Genomic DNA, 18552 nt, shown 5'->3' with positions numbered 1-18552 from the left:
GCTCGATCGGCGTGGCGATCTCCGAGACCTTGCGCGACGGCAAGCTCGTGGACGACGTCCGCTACTACATCAGCAGCCTGGAGGTCGAACCGGAGGCGAAGGCGTTCGCCCGCGCGGTCCGCTCGCACTGGGGCGTGGAGAACGGCTGCCACTGGACCCTCGACGTGACCTTCCGCGAGGACGAATCCCGGATCCGCGAGGAGCACCTGCGCGAGAACATGGCCTGGTTGAATCGGTTCTGCCTGTCCCTGCTCAAACAGCACCCCGACCGAAAGAGCGTCGCCGCGAGGCGGCGTTCCTGCGGTTGGCGCGACGACTACCTCATGCAAGTCCTTGTCGGATCAAAAGGTTAGTTGGCCCTGGCTCTCTCGCTCCCTTCGACCAAAGCCGAACGCCAAGGTCTTCCGTAGCCTCTATGGACACGTTAGCTATGCGGGGCCCGACTGTGATCCAGGTCGTGCGCTTCCTTACCTCGACTTGGCCTTGGTAGCCCCGCTCACCAGAGCACGCGAAGTTAGGTCTGCTGACTCGGCCGATGCCTGATCGGGGAGTTTTTCTGCATCTACCGCCAGCGCCCAGCAAAGTCTTCTAGGCGTTGGCCCATTTTTTGCGCCCGGCTCTCCCGGCGCGCGCATTTTTGCAATCGAGTCGATCGCGAAAGAACCGCCGCCGAGAGGGAGTGTCGAGGACGTCATTTCCCGGGAGTCTCGCTCCCGCCTTCTTCGCCAATCGTCCGCCCTCTCGGTCCAGGCCGGGGGCGGGCGGCCTCGCCTTAAAACGGGGCCTTCGACTCAAGCCGAGCGGGAGTTGAGACCGACTTAATGGCGGCCGGAATGTACATCTGGACCAGTGGACAACGATCGATTAGAATGGTGCGCGTCGAAACGCTCCATGTCGATCGAGGCCGCGAAGTCCCCGGGGGAGTTTGAGCCGATGTCGAGAGCAGGACGACGGGAGGGGACGACCTCTGTGGAACAGCATCAGCCCGAGGGATCGACGAAGGCTAAGGACCAGGCCCGCGGACGTTCGGGGATGACCGTCCCCCGCGTCTTCAGCACCGAGGGCGTGAGCCCGTTCGACCAGGTCGAGTGGGACCTGCGGTCGGCCGCGATCAAGGACGAGCGCGGGAAGGCGATCTTCGAGCAGCTGGACTGCGAGATCCCCAAGGCGTGGAGCCAGCTCGCGACCAACGTGGTGGTCAGCAAGTACTTCTACGGCGACGTCACCGGCGGCAACGGCTCGCCCGCCGAAGGCAAGCGCGAGTACTCCGTCCGCCAACTGGTCGACCGCGTGACGCGGACGATCGCCGACTGGGGGCGCGAGGACGGCTACTTCGCCACCACCGAGGACTCGGAGCGGTTCTACGACGAGCTGTCGGCCCTCTGCCTGAACCAGTACGGGTCGTTCAACTCGCCCGTGTGGTTCAACGTCGGCCTGTTCCACGCCTATGGGATCGCCGGCCCGGCGAACAACTGGCGGTGGGACGAGGAGACGCGGACGGTCGTCGAGGCCGAGAACGCCTACGAGACCCCCCAGTCGTCGGCCTGCTTCATCCAGAGCGTCTCCGACGACATGGACGGCATCATGAAGCTCGCGCACAGCGAGGCCATGCTGTTCAAGTTCGGCTCGGGGACCGGCACCGACCTGTCGACGCTCCGCTCCAGCCGCGAGAAGCTCGCCGGCGGCGGCACGCCCTCGGGGCCGGTCAGCTTCATGCGGGTGTACGACGCGGTCGCCGGGGTGGTGAAGTCGGGGGGCAAGACCCGGCGCGCCGCCAAGATGCAGACCCTCAAGTGCTGGCACCCGGACATCCTCGATTTCATCGAGTGCAAGATCAAGGAGGAGGCCAAGGCCCAGGCCCTGATCAAGCAGGGGTACGAGGCCAACTTCAACGGCGAGGCCTACAGCTCCGTCCTCTTCCAGAACGCCAACCTCTCGGTGCGTTGCTCCGACGCGTTTCTGGACGCGGCCGAGCAGGACGGCGAGTGGACGACCAAGGCGGTCCTCTCGGGCCGGCCGGTGTCCACCTACAAGGCCAAGATGCTCCTCGACCGGATCGCCGAGGGGACCTGGCTCTGCGGCGACCCCGGCGTGCAGTACGAGGACACGATCCAGCGCTGGCACACCTGCCCGAACACGGCGCCGATCAACTCGTCGAACCCCTGCAGCGAGTACATGTTCGTCGACGACTCGGCGTGCAACCTGGCCTCGCTGAACCTGGCCCGGTTCGTGGACGCGGGCGGGGCGTTCGACGTCGAGCGGTTCCGCTCGGCCGTGCGGATCTTCATCACCGCGCAGGAGATCCTGGTCGACCACGCGAGCTACCCGACGCAGAAGATCGCGGCCAACAGCCACAAGTTCCGGCCGCTGGGCCTGGGCTTCGCGAACCTGGGCAGCATGCTGATGTCGTCGGGCCTGCCGTACGACTCGGACGAAGGCCGGGCGGTCGCCGCGGCGATCACGGCCGTGATGCACGGCCAGGCCTACCTGACCAGCGCCGAGCACGCCGGCCGGGTCGGGCCGTTCGACGGCTTCGCGATCAACCGCGAGCCGATGCTGAACGTCATGGAGATGCACCGCCAGGCGGCCTACGCGATCGACGCGTCGGCCCCCGAGGCCGTCCGGCTGGCCGCGCACAAGATCTGGGACGAGTGCCTGGAGGTGGGCCGGGCCAACGGCTACCGCAACAGCCAGGTGACGGTGCTGGCGCCCACGGGCACCATCGCCTTCATGATGGACTGCGACACCACCGGGATCGAGCCCGACATCGCCCTGGTGAAGTACAAGCAGCTCGCCGGCGGCGGGATGCTCAAGATCGTCAACCAGACGGTCCCCGCCGCGCTCCGCAAGCTCGGCTACGACGAGCCGGAGGTCCGCGGCGTGCTGGACTACATCGACGCCAAGGACACCATCGAGGGCGCCCCGGGCCTGAAGGACGAGCACCTGCCCGTCTTCGACTGCGCCTTCGCCCCGCCGCAGGGGGGCCGGAGCATCCACTACCGGGGCCACCTGCTGATGATGTCGGCGGTCCAGCCGTTCCTCTCGGGGGCGATCTCCAAGACGTGCAACATGCCGCACGAGGCGACCGTCGAGGACATCCGCAACACCTACCTCGAAGGCTGGAAGCTGGGCCTCAAGGCGCTGGCGATCTACCGCGACGGCTCCAAGGGGAGCCAGCCGGTGTCGACCAAGTCCGAGAAGGCCGAGAAGGAAGCCGCCGAGGCGAAGCAGATCGCCGAGGCCGCGCTGGCGGCCGTCGCCGCGGTGGTCGAGCCCGCCGCCGCCCCGGCCCCGGTCGTGGTCCAGGTGGAATCGCTGAAGCCGGTGCAGACGTCGCTGGCTTCGGCCGCGACCAAGCCCCGCCGCGAGCGGCTGCCGCACACGCGGCGGAGCATCACCCACAAGTTCGACATCCAGGGGCACGAGGGCTACATCAACGTCGGCTTCTACCCCGACGGCCGCCCCGGCGAGCTGTTCATCACGATGGCGAAGGAAGGCTCGACCATCGGCGGCCTGATGGACGTGCTGGGGACCTCGATCTCGATCGGCCTGCAGTACGGCGTGCCGCTGGAGGTCTTCGTCAACAAGTTCGCCCACAGCCGGTTCGAGCCGGCCGGGTTCACCAAGAACCCGGACATCCCGATCGCCAAGAGCATCGCCGACTACATCTTCCGCTGGCTCGGCATGGAGTTCATCGCGGGCTATCGCGAGGCCAACTCGCCGAACCGGGGGATGGAGGAGCCGGCGGCCCCGCCCAAGACGATCGAGGCCGAGTCGAAGTCCGCCCCCGTGGTCAAGGTCAACGGCCATCGCTCGGCCACGATCGACGACCTGGAGCACGCCGAGGCCGTCCTGAGCACCGCGCCTCCCAAGCAGCCGGCCACCCAGCCGCAGGTCCTCCAGGCCGACCTGGGGGTGCAGGACCGCCAGTTCGCCTCGTTCCAGAGCGACGCCCCGGCCTGCGACAACTGCGGCGCCCTGACCGTCCGCTGCGGCACCTGCTACCGCTGCTTCAACTGCGGCAATAGCATGGGCTGCTCCTGATCCCGATCGGCCCGGCCGAGCCGAGCTGAGCGGAAACGCACAAAGGGCTGTCGCCTCCACCCGGGGCGGCGGCCCTTTTGTCGTTTCGCGGACGGTCGCGATCGCCTTCCTCCCAGGCGACCGCTTTGGTGGTCCGTCTGGCAGGGAGGCCCATCAAACCCTTCCCACTGGCGGGGGAAGGTGGCCCGTAGGGCTGGGTGAGGGGGGGACGAGCGCGAAGGCCCACGGAGTTCCGGTGAGCCTTTCCGCGACCGTCGGCCCGTACGCCAGGCGTCGAACTCCGAAGCTCCCCGCGTGCGTCACCCCCTCATCTTACGCCTTAGGCGTCTGTCTTCCCTCAGGGGTGAAGACGGTAAACCTTCGTGAATCCATGGTGGCGCTAGGCTCCCGAGGACGCGGCTGCAGCATGCTAGATGATGTATGGATATTTGATAGCCAGTGGCTCAGACCTCGTCTCGAAGGATTCGCAGATGATCTTCACATGCAACGCTCCAAAGATCGTGATGATCTGGAGCTCTGGAAACGCCTTTAGGTCTTCCACGCTGTAATCGTATCCCTGGAGATCGTCCTCGGACGGCTTTCGCGACTCCGACTGAACCTCCAGTACGTCGCTGTCGTCGGAGAATCGGTCATCCCAGTCGCGGGAGAACCTCATGTGGACGACGCCGTTAAAGGAAACGGTCAGCAACTGGTCCAGAGCGGCGAATTCGAACCAAGGTTTCATCGTCCTAGGGTCGACGCCAAAATTTAGAATGGCCGTGATTGAGCAGTCTTGTAGATTCATCATTACGGCTCCTGTGATCTTCGCCTCATTGTGCATCACCCCAAGGGACGTTTCGGACGCGTTCGTTTCGAAACGAGGCGACGCGGCGGGGAGGTCCCGGCCGCGTCGCGGAGTCGTCGGTGGCGGGGGGCGGACCGTCAGTGCTCGACCCTGTCGCCCTTATTCTTGTCCTTGCCTCCCTCGTCCTTCGGCTGCTTCAGGCCCTGAAGCTCCTCAAGCACCTTGTTGAGCTTCGCCTCCAGGGAGTCGATGCGGGCCTTCTCCTTGTCGCCTTCGACGCGGTCGCGGACCTCGGCGAGGCGGAGGCGGTCGCCGGCCACGCGGACTTCCTTCAGGCGGGCGGCGACGTCCGGGAATTCCCGCTTGATGACCATGTCCCCCTGGAGCTTGGCGAGTTCCTTGTGGGCCTCGGCGAGCTTCTTGCCGGCCTCGGCCAGCTCCTTCTGCTTCTCGGCCATGACCTTGCTCAGCTCCTCGACCTTCTTGCGGGCCTCGGCCGCCTTCGGGTCGTTCGGGTCGCGTACCACGACCCGGCCGAGTTGGAACTCCTTCACGTCGGGGTGCATGGGCTCGACCTTCAGCTTCTCGGGCTGGAAGGTGAACGCCTGGCCGAAGCCGGACGAGGGCATGCCCCGGACCGTGAACGCGCCGGGGGTCCTGGCGAGCTTCTCCAGCTGCTCGGCCGCCCCCTTGAGGGCCTTGATCTGGGCCTCGGCGGCCGGGCCCTCGCCCTTCTTCTCCTCCAGCTCCTTGACCTGGGCCTTGATCTGCTCGACGGCCTTCTTCACGGCCTCGGCGCGGCCCTCGGCGTTCCCGTCGTCGCTCACCTGGACGCGGATCTCCCGGCGGATCTCCTTGGCCTCCTTCTTGATCTCCTCGGCGGCGGCCTTGGCTTCCTTCTTGGCCTCCTCGGCGGCAGCCTTGGCCTCCTTCTTGGCCTCCTCGGCGATCGCCTTATCTTTCTCCGCATCGTCGTCATCGCCCACGACGCGGGCGACCACGACGTCGGCTGCTCCGTCGACCCCGTGCACCTCGACCGTCTCGGCGGTGATCGTCGTCGGGCCGGAGACGTCGATGGTCTGGACCTCGTCGCCGTCGACCACGGCGCGGAAGGTGAGCGTGGAAGACAGGTCGTCGTCCGCTCCGGCGGCGAAGACGTCGACGGCGGCGACGGCCTCGATCGCGGCCGGGGCCTCGTCGGACTTCTGGGCCCAGGTCGGGCTCAGGGGCAGGAGGACGCCGGCCAGGGCCAGGGCCCCCAGCGAGCCTTGCCATCCCAAAGTGCGCGGGGTCGTTCCCTTCATCACCATCGTGAGCCTCTTTCGCAGGTTTTGCACCTTGCCGAATCCGCTCGCCAGGAGCGGCTCGGGTTCGGCGCTCGGGTTCAAGAAGTCGACCGTGTCCAGGAGGGTCTCGGCGTAGGCGCGGGCGTCGTCGGGGAACATCCAGACGACCCAGGCGTCGCAGCATTGCTCCTCCACGTCGCGGAGGGCCCGGCGGACCCACCAGACGACCGGGAGCCACCAGTAGAGGATCGTGACGGCCAGCTCGAAGAGCCGCAGCAGGTGGTCGCCGCGCTTCAGGTGGGCCAGCTCGTGCGTCAGCAGGAGCGTCCGGGCGCGGCCGTCCAGCTCCTTCCAGAGCGCCCGGGGGAGGATCAGGCGGGGGCGCGTCCCCAGGCCCCAGAGCATGGGCGTGGTGCGGGCGTCGATGAAGTCGACCGCCGGGGGCCGCTTCAGGCCCATCGCGGCCGACAGCTCCGCCACCTGGTCCTCGACCCGGCAGCCGGCCGGCGAGGCGTCGCGCAGCCGGCGGCGGAACCGGGCGATCCGCACCGCCGCCAGGACGGCCGTCGCCAGCGAGCCCGCGAGCCAGGTCGCGACCAGCCCCCGCCGCGCCAGCTCGGGCCACGCGGGGCCGACGGCGGCGATGAACGGCCCGGCCTCGACCTCGGGGGGGCAGGGCGGGTCGCAGGCCTCGGCCGCGAGGTCGGGCCGCCAGCCCGCCGCCGCGGCGTCGATCGCCGCCAGCTGGTCGGCGTCGATCGTGATCGTGAGGGGGCCCTCGGCTTCGGCGTCGGTTTCCGCTTCGGCGCCCGCGTCCGCGACGCAGATCGGGGCCGGGGCCTCCAGGTCGAAGCGGCCGACCGAGACCTCGAACAGCGGGGGCGTCACCAGCTTGAGCAGGACGACGACCCAGAGGCAGTGCACGACGGCGGGGCGCCGCGACAGGATCAGGGCGAGCCCGGCGACGATCGTCCCGAGGACGGCCGCGCCGAGGGCGTTGGTCAGGGCCGCGCGGATCAGGTCTTCCATGTCGTCTCTCCCGTGGAGGTCAGGCGCCGGGCTTCCGCCTCGCGTCCTTCGCCCTCGTCTCGGCCTTGCCGCGGCCGAGCCGATCGATGAGCGTCCGCAGCTCGTCGCGGTCCGACGGGGAGAGGCCCTCCCCCTCGACCAGGTGGGTCAACAGCGGCGTGAACGAGCCGCCGCAGAGCGAGTCCGCCACCGCGCGGAGGCGGCGGCCGATCAGCTCGCCCCGGTCCACGGCCGCGGCGAAGACGTGCACGCTCTCGCGGCGATCCCGCGACACGCACCCCTTCTGCTCCAGCCGCTCCAAGAGCTTCTGCACCGTGGCGTACGTCGATGGGCCCCCCTCGCCGTACACCCGCTCCGCCAGCCGACGGATCGGCGCCGGGCCGTGGTCCCACAAGGCCGACAGCAGCGCCAGCTCGGCCTCCGTCACGTCCACCTCGTTCCGCTTCATCAACTCGGCCCTCCTCAGACGTTTTGTCTGAACGGGATGGTAAGACAAGACGTCTGATAGGTCAAGCTGTTCTTCGACGGCCTTCGCGGAATATTCTGGTCGGGGACTTTCGGACGTCGGCCCGTGGCGAGTGGAGATGCGGCGTGATGAAGCGTGGTCTGATCCTGGCGAGCGCGTCGCCGAGGCGTCGGCAGTTGCTGGAGGAGGCGGGCTATGACTTCGAGGTCGACCCGTCGGACGTGGACGAGCCGGGGCCTGAGCCGGGCGTCTCGCCGGCGGAGTACGCGGCCGGCCTGGCCTGGCGGAAGGCCCGCGCGGTGGCCTTGCGGCGGGGCTCGGGCCTGATCCTGGCGGCGGACACGGTCTGCGCCGTGGGGGGCGAGATCCTCAACAAGCCGGTCGACCGCGCCGACGCCGAGCGGATGATCCGCCTGCAAGAGGCGGGCGAGGCCGACGTGATCACCGGCCTCTGCCTGCACCGGGGGGATCGCCCCGAGTGGCTGGGGGCGGTCGAGATCAGCGTGGTCGCGTTCCGGGCGCTCACGGACGAGGCGCGGGCCGCCTACCTCGACTCGGGCCGCTGGGAGGGGAAATCGGGCGCGTACGGCGTGCAGGACCGCGACCCGTTCGTCTCCGTCGCGCGGGGGAGCTTCTCCAACGTCGTCGGCCTGCCGATGGAACGCCTCGCCGCCCTGCTCGCGGCCCACCCCGCGCTGCGAGATTGAGACCGGACGGAGGCCGCTTCCTCCCGCGAGTCAGGATGGATTCGAGAGAGGCGGGGCCTTGCGGCAGGGGGCGCTCTTGAACCTGGAGTTTCGCCGGCTCCTGCAGGGGTACGGACGGGATCTCCCGTGGGGCGGCCGGCCCCGCCCCCCTGATCCCCGGCGAGTGGCCCCGGCGGAGGCCCATGGGTCGGGCGGCCTGTGGACGCCCTACGGAGAGAAGGGGCGGCCTCGGCCCGGCACCTCCGCGGCCGCCTTCCCGCCGAATCTCCGGAATCGAGAGCGACACCCGGGGGCCGCGCCATCCTGGCGTCGGCCAGGGGGAACGGGCTAGAATGGGCGAGGCTGCGGTGGTCGGCCTCGTCGGATCGCCCGGAAGGATTCGCTCGCCATGATACGCCAGTTCCGTCGTTTCGCGTGCACGTCCGCCCTGGGTGTCGGGCCGACGACGATCGTCGCCGCCGAGGGCTCCGCCCCGGCCTCGTCGGCGCCGGAGCCGGCCGGATGGCTCAGGACGCCGCCGGCATCCCGGACGAATCGGCGGGCGACGCGGCCCGACATCAGGGAAGGCACCCGGATCGATGTGGCGCCCCAGGAGCGGTCGCGCCGGTTCCTCGACGCCATCCTCGACCCCCCGCAGCCCGGCGGCCGGCCAGGCCCGATCACGCTTTTTTTGCCATGTAAGGCGATTCTCCTGCACGAGGAGGCGAGCGGCGGCCCTCGGGTCGTCCCGGCCCTGGTGGACGTCGAGCCCGCGCGAATCGAGACGTTCGGCGAGGTCCGGCCGGCGGGCGCGGCGGCGGCCGAGAGGTTCTCGCCGATCCTTCACGGCTGCATCGACCTGCGCATCGCCGAGTTCCCGCCCCGGCGCGATTGAACGACCGACCGACCGAGCGGCCCGGGAGGAAGCCGGATGGCCACCATGACGACCGATCCCGCGTCGAGCCCGGAGCCCCCCGCGCCCTCGGCGCGCGCCTCGGGGCCGCGGCCGCGGCCGAAGCGGTCGATCGTGGCGAAGCAGGCGCTGTTCGTGGGCTTCCTGGTGGCGTTGACGGGCGCCTCGCTGACGACGGCCGGGTATCTGTACGTCGGCGAGATGATCACCGAGCAGGTCGACGCGCGGCTGTCGGCGGTGGCCGACGACCGCCAGGCGCTGCTGCTGGCGGCGATGCGGGGCGAGGAGGAGCGGATGGCGCAGGCCGCCGGCCGGGCCCGCCTGCGGTTCTCGCTCGACGCGAGGGCGCGGGGTGGGGGCGGGGACGGCCCGACGACCGACTTGCAGGGGGTCCTCGACGACATCCGCGAGGGCTCGCGCAACTTCCGCGCGTTCCGCCTGGAGGCGCCCGACGGCGCGGAGCTGGGGAGGAGCGGCGACCCGGCCGACTTGGCGGCGATCTCGGCCGCCCTGGCCGTCCCGGCCGGCGGCGAGGCCCCGCGAGCGGCGATCCCGGTGGAGGCGGGCGGCCGGGCGGCCGTCTTCACGGCCGACGTGACGGCGCGTTCGGGGGCCGTCGTGGGGCGGCTGGCCGCGCTGGTGGACCTCACGAGGGTGGTCGAGGAGCTGTCCGACCCGCGGTGGCTGGGGACGACGGGCGACGTGCTGATCGGGGTCCGCGAGGGGGAGACGACGCGGTTCCTGTTCCCCCCCCGCGAGCAGGCCGACACGGCCCGGTTCCCGGCCTCGCGGACGCCGCCGATGGACGAGGCGATCGCCGGCCGCGCCGGGCTGATGCGGACGCTCGACCAGTTCGGCCGCGAGGTCCTGGCGGCGTACCGCCCGCTGGGGTACGGCGGCTGGGGCGTGGTGGTGAAGATCGACGCGGCCGAGGCCTACGAGCCGGTGCGCCGGCTCCGCGGCCTGCTGACGGCCATCGGCGGCACGATCCTGACGCTCGGCCTGGGGGCGTCGTACGTCCTGGCGCGGCAGCACGCCCGTCCGATCAAGCGGCTGGCCGAGGCCGCCGAGGCCGTGGCCGACGGCCGGCTCGACACGCCGATCGCCGTGACCTCCAACGACGAGATCGGCGTGCTGGAGTCCAGCTTCGCCCGCATGACCGCCCAGCTCGCGCGCTCGCACGGCGACCTGGAGGCCCGGATCCACGAGCGCACCCGCGACCTGGAGGCGGTGCGCGACCTGCTGGACGCCTTCTTCCTCATCTCGACCTCGCGGCTGGACTCGCAGACCCTCGACCGGACGTTCGACTCGGTGCTGGACTTCTGCGCCCGGCTCGGCTACGGCCTGGCGATGCTCTCGCTGGTCGACCGCGAGGCCGGCGTGATCCGCGCGGTGCGGGGCGCCGGCGCGATGGGGGCGATCGTCGACGACACGGTCCGCGACCTCGACGGCCCGGACGTGCTGGCGAGGGTGGCGCGCGAGGGCCGCGTGGAGATCATCCCGGACTCGACCGTGGACCCGACGTGCGACCACGAGGCGGTCTCCCGCGCCGGGTTCCGGGGCCAGATCGTCCTCCCCCTGACCGGCGGCGAGGACGTGCTGGGTACCTTGCAGGTGGCGGTGCGCGAGGTCCTGGACCCGGCCCGGGTGGACCTCCGGCCGCTGGAGACGCTGGCCGGCCACGCCGGCCGGACGCTGGCCTGGTACAACCAGATCGCCGAGGTCCGCCGCCTCAACGAGAGCCTCGACCGCCGGGCCGCCGAGCTGGCGCGGTCGGAGTCGGCGCTCCGGGAGCAGACCGACATCCTCCGCTCGGTCCTCGACTGCATGGGGGAGGGGGTCGTGGTCGCCGACGTGGACTCGCGGCTGCTGATGATCAACCCGGCCGCCCGCCAGCTCCTCGGCCGCAAGTCGACGCCCGCGGGGGGGACGTTCTGGGACCCGACCGAGTCGGTCTTCGCCATGGGGTCGTCGACGCCGATGCGGCCCGAGGAGCTGCCGCTGTCGCGGGCGATCCTCGGCGAGTCGGCCGAGCCGTGCGAGCTGATGTTCGGCCATCCCGGCCTGCAGCACGGCCTCTGCCTGTTCGTCAACGCCCGGCCGCTGATCGACGAGGCGGGGGCGGTCCGGGGGGGCCTCGTCGTCTTCCACGACATCACCGCCCGCAAGCGCGCCGAGCTGCGGCTGGAGGTCCAGTACGCGACCGCCCGCGCGCTGGCCGAGGCCGACACGCCGGTCGAGGCGGCGCCGAGGATCCTGAAGGCCCTGGGCGGGCCCCTGGAGTGGGACCTGGGGGTCCTCTGGCGGGTCGACCCCAACGCCGGCCAGGCCCGCTGCCAGGCCCTCTGGCGGGCCCCGGGCGCCCCGGCCACCGTCGGGCTCGACGAGGCCGTCCGCGCCCAGACCTTCCGCTCGGGCGAGTCGCTGGCGGGGCGGGTCTGGGCCGAGCGCAAGGCCGCCTGGATCGCCGACCTCGCCGCCCTGGCCGACCCCGGCTGCGACCTCTGCCGCCGGCTCGTCGCCGACGGCCTCCGCTCGGGCTTCGGCGCCCCGGTGACGCTCCGGGGCGAGTGCATCGGCGTCCTCGGCTTCTTCAGCCGATCCGCCCGCCTTGAGGACCCCGAGCTGCTCGACATGGCGGCGATCCTCGGCGCCCAGATCGGCCAGTTCAACGACCGCTGCCAGATGCACGCCCGGGTGGTCCAGTCGGAGAAGCTCGCCTCGCTCGGCATGCTCAGCGCCAGCGTGGCCCACGAGATCAACAACCCGCTGGCCTACGTCTCCAGCAACCTCGTGGTCCTCGACCGCGACGTCCGCACCCTGCTCGACGTGCTGGCCTGCTACGAGCCCTGCCTGGACGCCGTCGCCGCCGCCCGGCCCGACCTGGCCGAGGAGGCCCGGCGGCTCGACGAGGAGTGCGACCTGGGCTACATCAAGGCGAACCTGGGCAAGATCCTCGACAGCACCCGCCAGGGCGCCAAGCGCGTCGCCGACATCGTCCACAACCTCCGCGGCTTCGCCCGCGCCGACCGCGACTCGTCGGCCGTCGACCCCCGCGAGTCGATCGCCGCCGCGCTGGAGATGATCCGGGGCCGCCTCGAGCGCCGGGGGATCGCCGTCGACGTCCAGGTCGGGGACGTCCCCGCCGTGGCCGCCTCGGCGACCCAGCTCAACCAGGTCTTCCTCAACCTGCTGGTCAACGCCATGCAGGCGATCGACGCCTCCCGCAGCGAGGGGGGGCGGATCGTCGTCGACGCCGAGGTCCGCGGCGAGCAGGTCTGCGTCGAGATCCGCGACAACGGCTGCGGCATGCCGCCGGACGTCCAGGCCCAGATCTTCGACCCCTTCTTCACCACCAAGAGCGCCGGCGAGGGGACCGGCCTGGGCCTCTCCATCAGCCACGGCATCATCCTCGACCACGGCGGCCGCATCGAGGTCGACTCCACCCCCGGCGAGGGGACCTGCTTCCGCGTCGTCCTCCCCATCAGCCGCGAAGTCGCCGCCTGAGAACCCGAAAGGCCCCCCATGCCCCCCCGCCCGACCCTCGCGAGGACCTGCCTGGCCGTCGCGTTCGCCTTCGCGTCCTCCGCCCTCGTCGCGCCCGCGCGGGCCGGCTCGCCCGACCCCTCGGCCGCCGGCTACTCCGGGCGCGTCGGGGCGACGATCCACGTTTCGAAGCTCGGCGACGGCAGCGACGGCAAGACCTGGGCGACCGCCTTCCGCACGATCCAGGCCGGGCTCGACGCCGTCCCCGACGACCAGGGCGGCCACCGCGTGGTCGTCCGGCCCGACGTCTACGCCGAGGCCAACCTGGCCCCCTCGCGCAAGGGGGCCGAGGGCGCCTACAACGCGCTCGTCTGCGACTTCGACGGCGCGCTCGGCTCGGGCGCGAAGGGCTGGGCGACGATCGACTCGGGCGACCCGGCCCTCGGCTTCAAGAGCTGGGACTGGTGGAGCACCATCCGCGCGTCCGACAAGCACTGGCCCACCGGCAACAACCGCGAGACCTTCTCCAGCATCGTCTGGGACCGCTGGTCCCTTCACCGACTTTACGCCTCGGGATCCGACGCCGGCCTGTTCTGGGACCTGACGAACAGGAGCGGCGAGGGTTTCACCGTGGTCGTCGAGGACTGCGTGGGGATCGGCCGCGCCTTCGGCGGCGGCGTCGTGTACCCCAGGGTCCGCCCCGGCGAGCCCAGCGCCTTCCGCCGTTGCTACTTCCTCGCGCTCGACTGGGTCGGCGACACGGCCGCCGTGCTGGTGGGGGGCTCGGAGGACGCCATGCCGGAGCATCCCCACGCGGTCTTCGAGGATTGCACGTTCGTCCACCCGGACAACGCGATCGCCCTCTCCTACGCAGGCCGTCGCACCCGCGTGAAGCTCACGCGCTGTCGGCTGATCGCCCTGAGCTTCACCCAGCCCGAGATGGGGGGCAAGTCCACCGGCCTGATCTGCACCCAGGGCCACGCCCCCGGCGGGTCGCTGCACGTCGAGCTGGTGGACTGCCGCCTGGCCGGCTACAGCGTCTTCACCCCCGGCGACGACGCAAAGGCCGTCACCTGGGCCGCGACCGGCCGCAACACCGCGTATTTGCAATTCAAGCAGCCGACGCCCGAAGGCTTCGAGCGCGTCGGCGCCTGGCCCGTCGACCTCTTCGCCGCGATCGCGCCGCCGGCCGCGCCGTGAGGGGCGAAGGGGGGCTCGTTCAGCGGTTGGAGGCTTCGTCGCGGACGCGCGGCTTGCCGGAGTCGGCGAAATGGGGAGCGGGTGCGGCGGAGGTCGCGTTCGGCTTCGCGGGGGCGGCCGGCTTGCGGCCGAGGCAGGCGTCGAGGGCGGTCTTGACGAGGCCCACGCACCAGCGGATCGAGTTCTTGCCGAGCATCAGCGCCACGCCGAGGATCGTCGCCAGGATCGAGGTGGCCGGCAGGACGGTCTCCGGGCCGAAGTACGCGAGCAGGGGGGCCATGGCGCAGAGTCCCTTCTGGCAGGATCGGGATCGGATCGGAACGGGACCGGGCCCGCGAGGGCGCGTCCCGCTTGCGTCGGGATGAGGGCCGCGATTAAAAACGAAGGACGCGAACGCCGCAAGGCGAGTTCGCATCCACGATTCGGCATCGGTCTCCGGGGCCGGGCCTCTCCACTCGGATTTCCAGGAGTCGAACGCCATGCGCCGCGGAACGCTCGGAATCGGACTCGTCGCCCTGTTCGGACTCGTCGCCCCGACTTCGCCCGCCGAGGAGCCCCGAGGTCCGCTGGTGCTGGACGTCTGGCCCGGCCCCGCGCCCGGCGAGGTGGGCTCGATCGGGCCGGAGAAGTACCTGGACGTCACGCCGATCAAGCGGCTGGCGAACGTCTCGCACCCCACGCTGACGGTCTACCGCCCCGCGCCCGACAAGGACACGGGGGCGTCGGTGGTGATCTGCCCGGGGGGCGGCTACCACATCCTGGCGATGGACCTGGAGGGGGACGAGGTCGCCGCCTGGCTGAACACGATCGGCGTCACCGGGATCGTCCTGAAGTACCGCGTCCCGCGCCGCGAGGGGACGCCCGACGGCGAGAAGCCGATCCAGCCGCTGATGGACGTCCAGCGCGCGGTGAAGATCGTGCGGAGCAAGGCGGCCGAGTGGAAGCTGGACCCGAACCGGATCGGCGTGCTGGGGTTCTCGGCCGGCGGCCACCTGTCGGCCGCGGCCTCCACGCGGTTCGACGAGCCGGTCTACCCCCAGAAGGACGAGATCGACAAGCTCAGCCCCCGCCCCGACTTCGCCGTCCTGATCTACCCCGGCGGCATGGAGCGGCTCGACGAGGCCGACAACCCGGTCGCCCACGTCACCGCCGAGACCCCGCCGATGTTCCTGGCCCACGCCGGCGACGACAACGTCAGCCCGATCAACAGCGTGAACATGTACTCGGCCCTGAAGAAGGCCGGCGTCCCCGCCGAGCTGCACATCTACGCCACCGGCGGCCACGGCTTCGGCCTTCGCCCGAGCGAGCACCCCTGCTCCACCTGGCCCCGGCGCTGCGAGGAATGGCTGCGCACGAGCAAGCTCCTCGAACCGAAGCCCTGACCCGGAAACCCGGGACCGCCCGCGCCGTCCGCCTGGATGGTCCCCCTCACCCGGCCTTCGGCCACCTTCCCCCGCCAGGGGGGAAGGGAAGATATGCGAATCTCAAAGTCCTTCCCCCCTGGCGGGGGAAGGTGGGCCGAAGGGCCGGATGAGGGGGAAGACGAGCACGACAGCCGACGGAGTTCCAGGCGGGCCGGCCTTGGTGTAAGCCAGACGGCCCCGCCCCCCGACGCCCCCTCCGGCGGGCGGGCCGCCCGCCCCACGGGTCGAGCGAGCAGGCCTCCGCATGAAAGTCCGACGACATCTCCAAACCCCTCCCCTGCGAGGGGGGAAGGGGATGTTGACATCAGCCGGCGGCTCGATTTCGGGTCAGCGGCTGAAGGTCAGGGCCGGCCCCTTCCCGCCGGCGCCGGCGGGGCTGAAGGTGAAGGCGTTCGGGCCGGTCTGGGCGATCTTGCCGGCGAGGGGCGGGCCCTCCTGCTGGAAGAGGCCGAGGGTCTCGTCCTGGTAGCCGGCCATGCCGGTGAGGGTCTCCTTCTGGCCCTTGGAGTCGACCTCCCAGGTGAAGACGCCGTCCTGCTCCAGGGTCATGGTGATCGTCAGGTCGGCCGAGGGGCTGGCCTTCCACGTCCCCAGCAGGTTGGCTGGTGGGGGGGGTGGGGGCTGGGATTCCGCATCGGCGTCGGCGCCCGGCTGGGCCGCGTTGGCGGCGGGGTCGGCGTCCGGGGGCGCGGCGGGGGCCGCGGGCTGCTCGGCGACCTTCTTGAGGGCGCGGACGAACGCGGCCGACAGCTCGTCGCTCGGCGTCCGGCGGACGACCTCCTCGAACTGCGCGGCGGCGGGCTCCTTGTGGCCCTGGACCATGTAGTGGTACGCCAGCAGGAAGCGGGGCGAGGAGTCGTCGGGCCGCGACTTGACCGCGGCTTCCAGCGTCCGGATCTGGCTCGTGTAGATCCCCACGTCCGAATAGAGGCCGACGAGCGTCTCCCAGTTCCAGCCGGGCCCGGCCGAGAGCACGGCGTAGAGCACGGCCGCCGCCCGGTCGTACTCGCCCTGCGCGAACAGGACCAGGGCGCGGAACTCGTGGATCACCGGCGCGTCGGGCGTCTTCGTCAGCACCTGGTCGACGAGCGTCAGGGCCTGGTTGTAGTCGCCCGACTTGAACGCCTCGCGGGCGGCGGCGAAGACCTGCTCGCTGGTCGCCGCCACGGCCGGGTCCGGGGCCGCGGCCGCCACGTTGATCGGCTGCGAGTAGTCGTAAACCGGCGCGGCCTGCTGCACCTGCACGGGCTGGGCCGCGACGACCGACGCGTAGTACGGGTTCGAATAGTCGCTGTAGATGCTGCTCGTGGCGACCGTGCCCAGGCCCCACGAGTCGTACACGCCCACGCTCCAGGTCGGGAAGTAGTCGTAGACGCCCATCGTGGAGACCATCGGCACGCCCACCACGGCCGGCTGATACCAGCTGTTCAGGCTGCCCAGGCCGAAAGTGGTCAACGCGCCCGCGCCGAAGCCGGTCCAGAAGCCGTTGCCCCCCCAACCGCCGCGATACCAGTTGCCCCCCCACGCGCCGGGGCCCCAACCGCCGCCTCCCCAGCCGTTGTTCCAGCCACCGCCTCCCCAGCCGTTGTTCCAGCCGCCGCCTCCCCAGCCGCCGCCGCCCCAGCCGCCGCCGCCCCAGCCGCCGCCGCCCCAACCTCCGCCGCCTCCGCCTCCCCACCAGTTGGAGTTGTTGACGATGTTCGTGTTGTTAATGTTGTTGATATTATTAATGTTATTGATGTTGTTCGAGTTGCCCCAACCCGGGCGGTTCCAGCCGCCGAGGTTGTCGCCCCAGCCCGGCCGCCCGCCGCCGGGCCTGCCCGGGCGCGAGATGCTGCCCCAGTCGGGCCTTCCGCCGGGTCGGTTGATGTTGCCCCAGTCCGGCCGTCCGCCGGGTCGGTTGACGTTCCCCCAGTCGGGCCTTCCGCCGGGTCGGCCGATGTCGCCCCAGTTGGGACGGCCGCCGCCGCCGCCGCCGGGCCGACCGTCGCCGGGGCGATTGGGGAAGCCGCCCCCCGGCCTGTTGGGGAATCCGCCGCCGGGTCGGTCGCCGGGGCCTCCGGGCCGACCAGGCAGTCCGCCGATGCCGCCGGGACGATCCGGGAAGCCGCCGCCGGGTCTGCCGGGGAGGCCTCCCCCGGGACGGCCGGGCAATCCGCCGCCGCCGGGCCTGCCGGGAAGCCCGCCGCCGGGTCGATCTCCGCCGGGGCCGCCGGGCCGACCCGGCAGGCCGCCGATGCCGCCGGGACGGCCGGGGAGTCCCCCGCCGGGCCGCGTGGTCGGGCCCCCGCCTCCGGGCGGGCGCATGCCGCCGGGGCCTCCGGGCCTGCCGGGTAGGCCACCGATGCCGCCGGGCTGGCCGCCGCCGGGGCGACCGGGCAGGCCGCCGCCGGGGCGACCGGGCAGCCCGCCGCCGGGTTGTCCGCCGATCCCTCCGGGTGGCCGCATGCCGCCGGGGCGACCGGGCAGCCCGCCGCCTCCGGGTTGTCCGCCTATCCCTCCTGGGCGACCGGGCAGCCCGCCGATCCCGCCGGGCCTGCCGGGCTGTCCGTCGATCACGCCGGGCCGACCGGGCTGTCCGCCGATGCCGCCGGGCGGTCGCATGCCGCCGGGCCTGCCGGGCTGTCCGCCGATGCCTCCGGGCGGGCGCATGCCGCCGGGCTGTCCCCCGCCGGGGCGGTTCGGCAGGCCGCCGATGCCGCCTGGGCCGCCGGGCCTGCCGGGCTGTCCGCCGATGCCGCCAGGGGGGCGCATGCCGCCGGGGCGGCCGGGCTGTCCGCCGATGCCGCCGGGGCGCGCGACCGGTCCTCCGCCGCCGGGTCGGTTCGGCATGTTGGGGCGGGCCATGCCGCCGGGCATCCCGCCGCCGGGCCGCGTCATGCCGCCGGGGCGGGCCATGCCGCCGGGGCGGTTCATGGGCGTTGAGGGGCGGTTCATGGGCGTAGCCGGTCGGGTCATGCCGCCGGGCCGCGGCATGCCGCCGCCCCCCCCCGGCCGGGCCATGCCGCCGGGCCGGGCCATGCCGCCCCCGCCGCCCCCCGGACGGGCCCCGCCGCCGGGGCGTCCGCCTCCGCCGCGCATGCCGCCGCGCTGGGCGAGGGCGACGTCGGCGACGAGCACGACGAGGAGACAGGCGACCGAGGAGATCAGACGATGCCTGAACATGACCGGGCCTCGCGCAGCACGGGGGGATTGGCCGCGATCCTTGCGGTCGTTCCGACGAAGGGGGGATCG

The 18552-nt window shown here is 71.7% G+C and carries 12 protein-coding genes; 7 read left to right on the top strand and 5 right to left on the bottom strand.

What is annotated here, in order from left to right; translation table 11 throughout:
- On the top strand, positions 1-353 hold a 353-nt coding region (locus G6O68_RS22820; protein WP_165250960.1), incomplete at its 5' end, for an ISAs1 family transposase.
- 580 nt (positions 354-933) lie between these two features.
- Complete coding sequence (locus G6O68_RS22815) at positions 934-4044, top strand: vitamin B12-dependent ribonucleotide reductase (protein ID WP_165250959.1); 3111 nt, start codon at positions 934-936, stop codon at positions 4042-4044.
- A gap of 409 nt (positions 4045-4453) precedes the next feature.
- Here the strand turns inward: G6O68_RS22815 and G6O68_RS22810 are convergent, their stop codons facing one another.
- The 3 genes from G6O68_RS22810 to G6O68_RS22800 form a co-directional block, all read right to left on the bottom strand.
- Complete coding sequence (locus G6O68_RS22810) at positions 4454-4831, bottom strand: hypothetical protein (RefSeq protein ID WP_165250958.1); 378 nt, start codon at positions 4829-4831, stop codon at positions 4454-4456.
- 134 nt (positions 4832-4965) lie between these two features.
- Complete coding sequence (locus tag G6O68_RS22805; RefSeq protein ID WP_165250957.1) at positions 4966-7143, bottom strand: M56 family metallopeptidase; 2178 nt, start codon at positions 7141-7143, stop codon at positions 4966-4968.
- A 19-nt stretch (positions 7144-7162) separates the two neighbouring features.
- Entirely contained in the window at positions 7163-7591 is a 429-nt protein-coding gene (locus G6O68_RS22800) for a BlaI/MecI/CopY family transcriptional regulator (protein WP_240911456.1), read from the bottom strand.
- Between the two features lie 146 nt (positions 7592-7737).
- Between G6O68_RS22800 and G6O68_RS22795 the strand changes: the two genes are divergently transcribed.
- The 4 genes from G6O68_RS22795 to G6O68_RS22780 all read left to right on the top strand — a co-directional run bounded on the left by G6O68_RS22795 (position 7738) and on the right by G6O68_RS22780 (position 13894).
- Positions 7738-8316 (top strand): Maf family protein, encoded by a 579-nt coding sequence (locus G6O68_RS22795; RefSeq protein ID WP_165250968.1) that lies wholly within the window; start codon positions 7738-7740, stop codon positions 8314-8316.
- Between the two features lie 388 nt (positions 8317-8704).
- Entirely contained in the window at positions 8705-9190 is a 486-nt protein-coding gene (locus tag G6O68_RS22790) for a hypothetical protein (protein ID WP_165250955.1), read from the top strand.
- A 36-nt stretch (positions 9191-9226) separates the two neighbouring features.
- Entirely contained in the window at positions 9227-12715 is a 3489-nt protein-coding gene (locus tag G6O68_RS22785) for an ATP-binding protein (RefSeq protein WP_165250954.1), read from the top strand.
- An 18-nt stretch (positions 12716-12733) separates the two neighbouring features.
- Positions 12734-13894, top strand: coding sequence for a hypothetical protein (locus G6O68_RS22780; RefSeq protein ID WP_165250953.1), 1161 nt, complete (start codon positions 12734-12736; stop codon positions 13892-13894).
- Positions 13895-13913: 19 nt separating this feature from the next.
- Here G6O68_RS22780 and G6O68_RS22775 read toward each other — a convergent pair whose 3' ends face one another.
- Positions 13914-14174, bottom strand: a complete 261-nt coding sequence (locus G6O68_RS22775; protein ID WP_165250952.1) for a hypothetical protein — start codon at positions 14172-14174, stop codon at positions 13914-13916.
- Between the two features lie 199 nt (positions 14175-14373).
- Here G6O68_RS22775 and G6O68_RS22770 point away from each other — a divergent pair, with 199 nt between their 5' ends.
- On the top strand, positions 14374-15276 hold the full coding sequence (locus tag G6O68_RS22770; RefSeq protein WP_165250951.1) for an alpha/beta hydrolase: 903 nt from the start codon (positions 14374-14376) through the stop codon (positions 15274-15276).
- Positions 15277-15645: 369 nt separating this feature from the next.
- On the opposite strand, the gene G6O68_RS33450 is transcribed toward G6O68_RS22770, so the two are convergent.
- Entirely contained in the window at positions 15646-18483 is a 2838-nt protein-coding gene (locus G6O68_RS33450) for a tetratricopeptide repeat protein (protein ID WP_165250950.1), read from the bottom strand.
- Between the last annotated feature and the right edge of the window lie 69 nt (positions 18484-18552).

The organism is Paludisphaera soli, assembly GCF_011064595.1.
Lineage (GTDB): Bacteria > Planctomycetota > Planctomycetia > Isosphaerales > Isosphaeraceae > Paludisphaera > Paludisphaera soli.
Note: the sequence above shows the minus strand (reverse complement) of the source record. Positions and strands in the feature narration are given on the sequence as shown.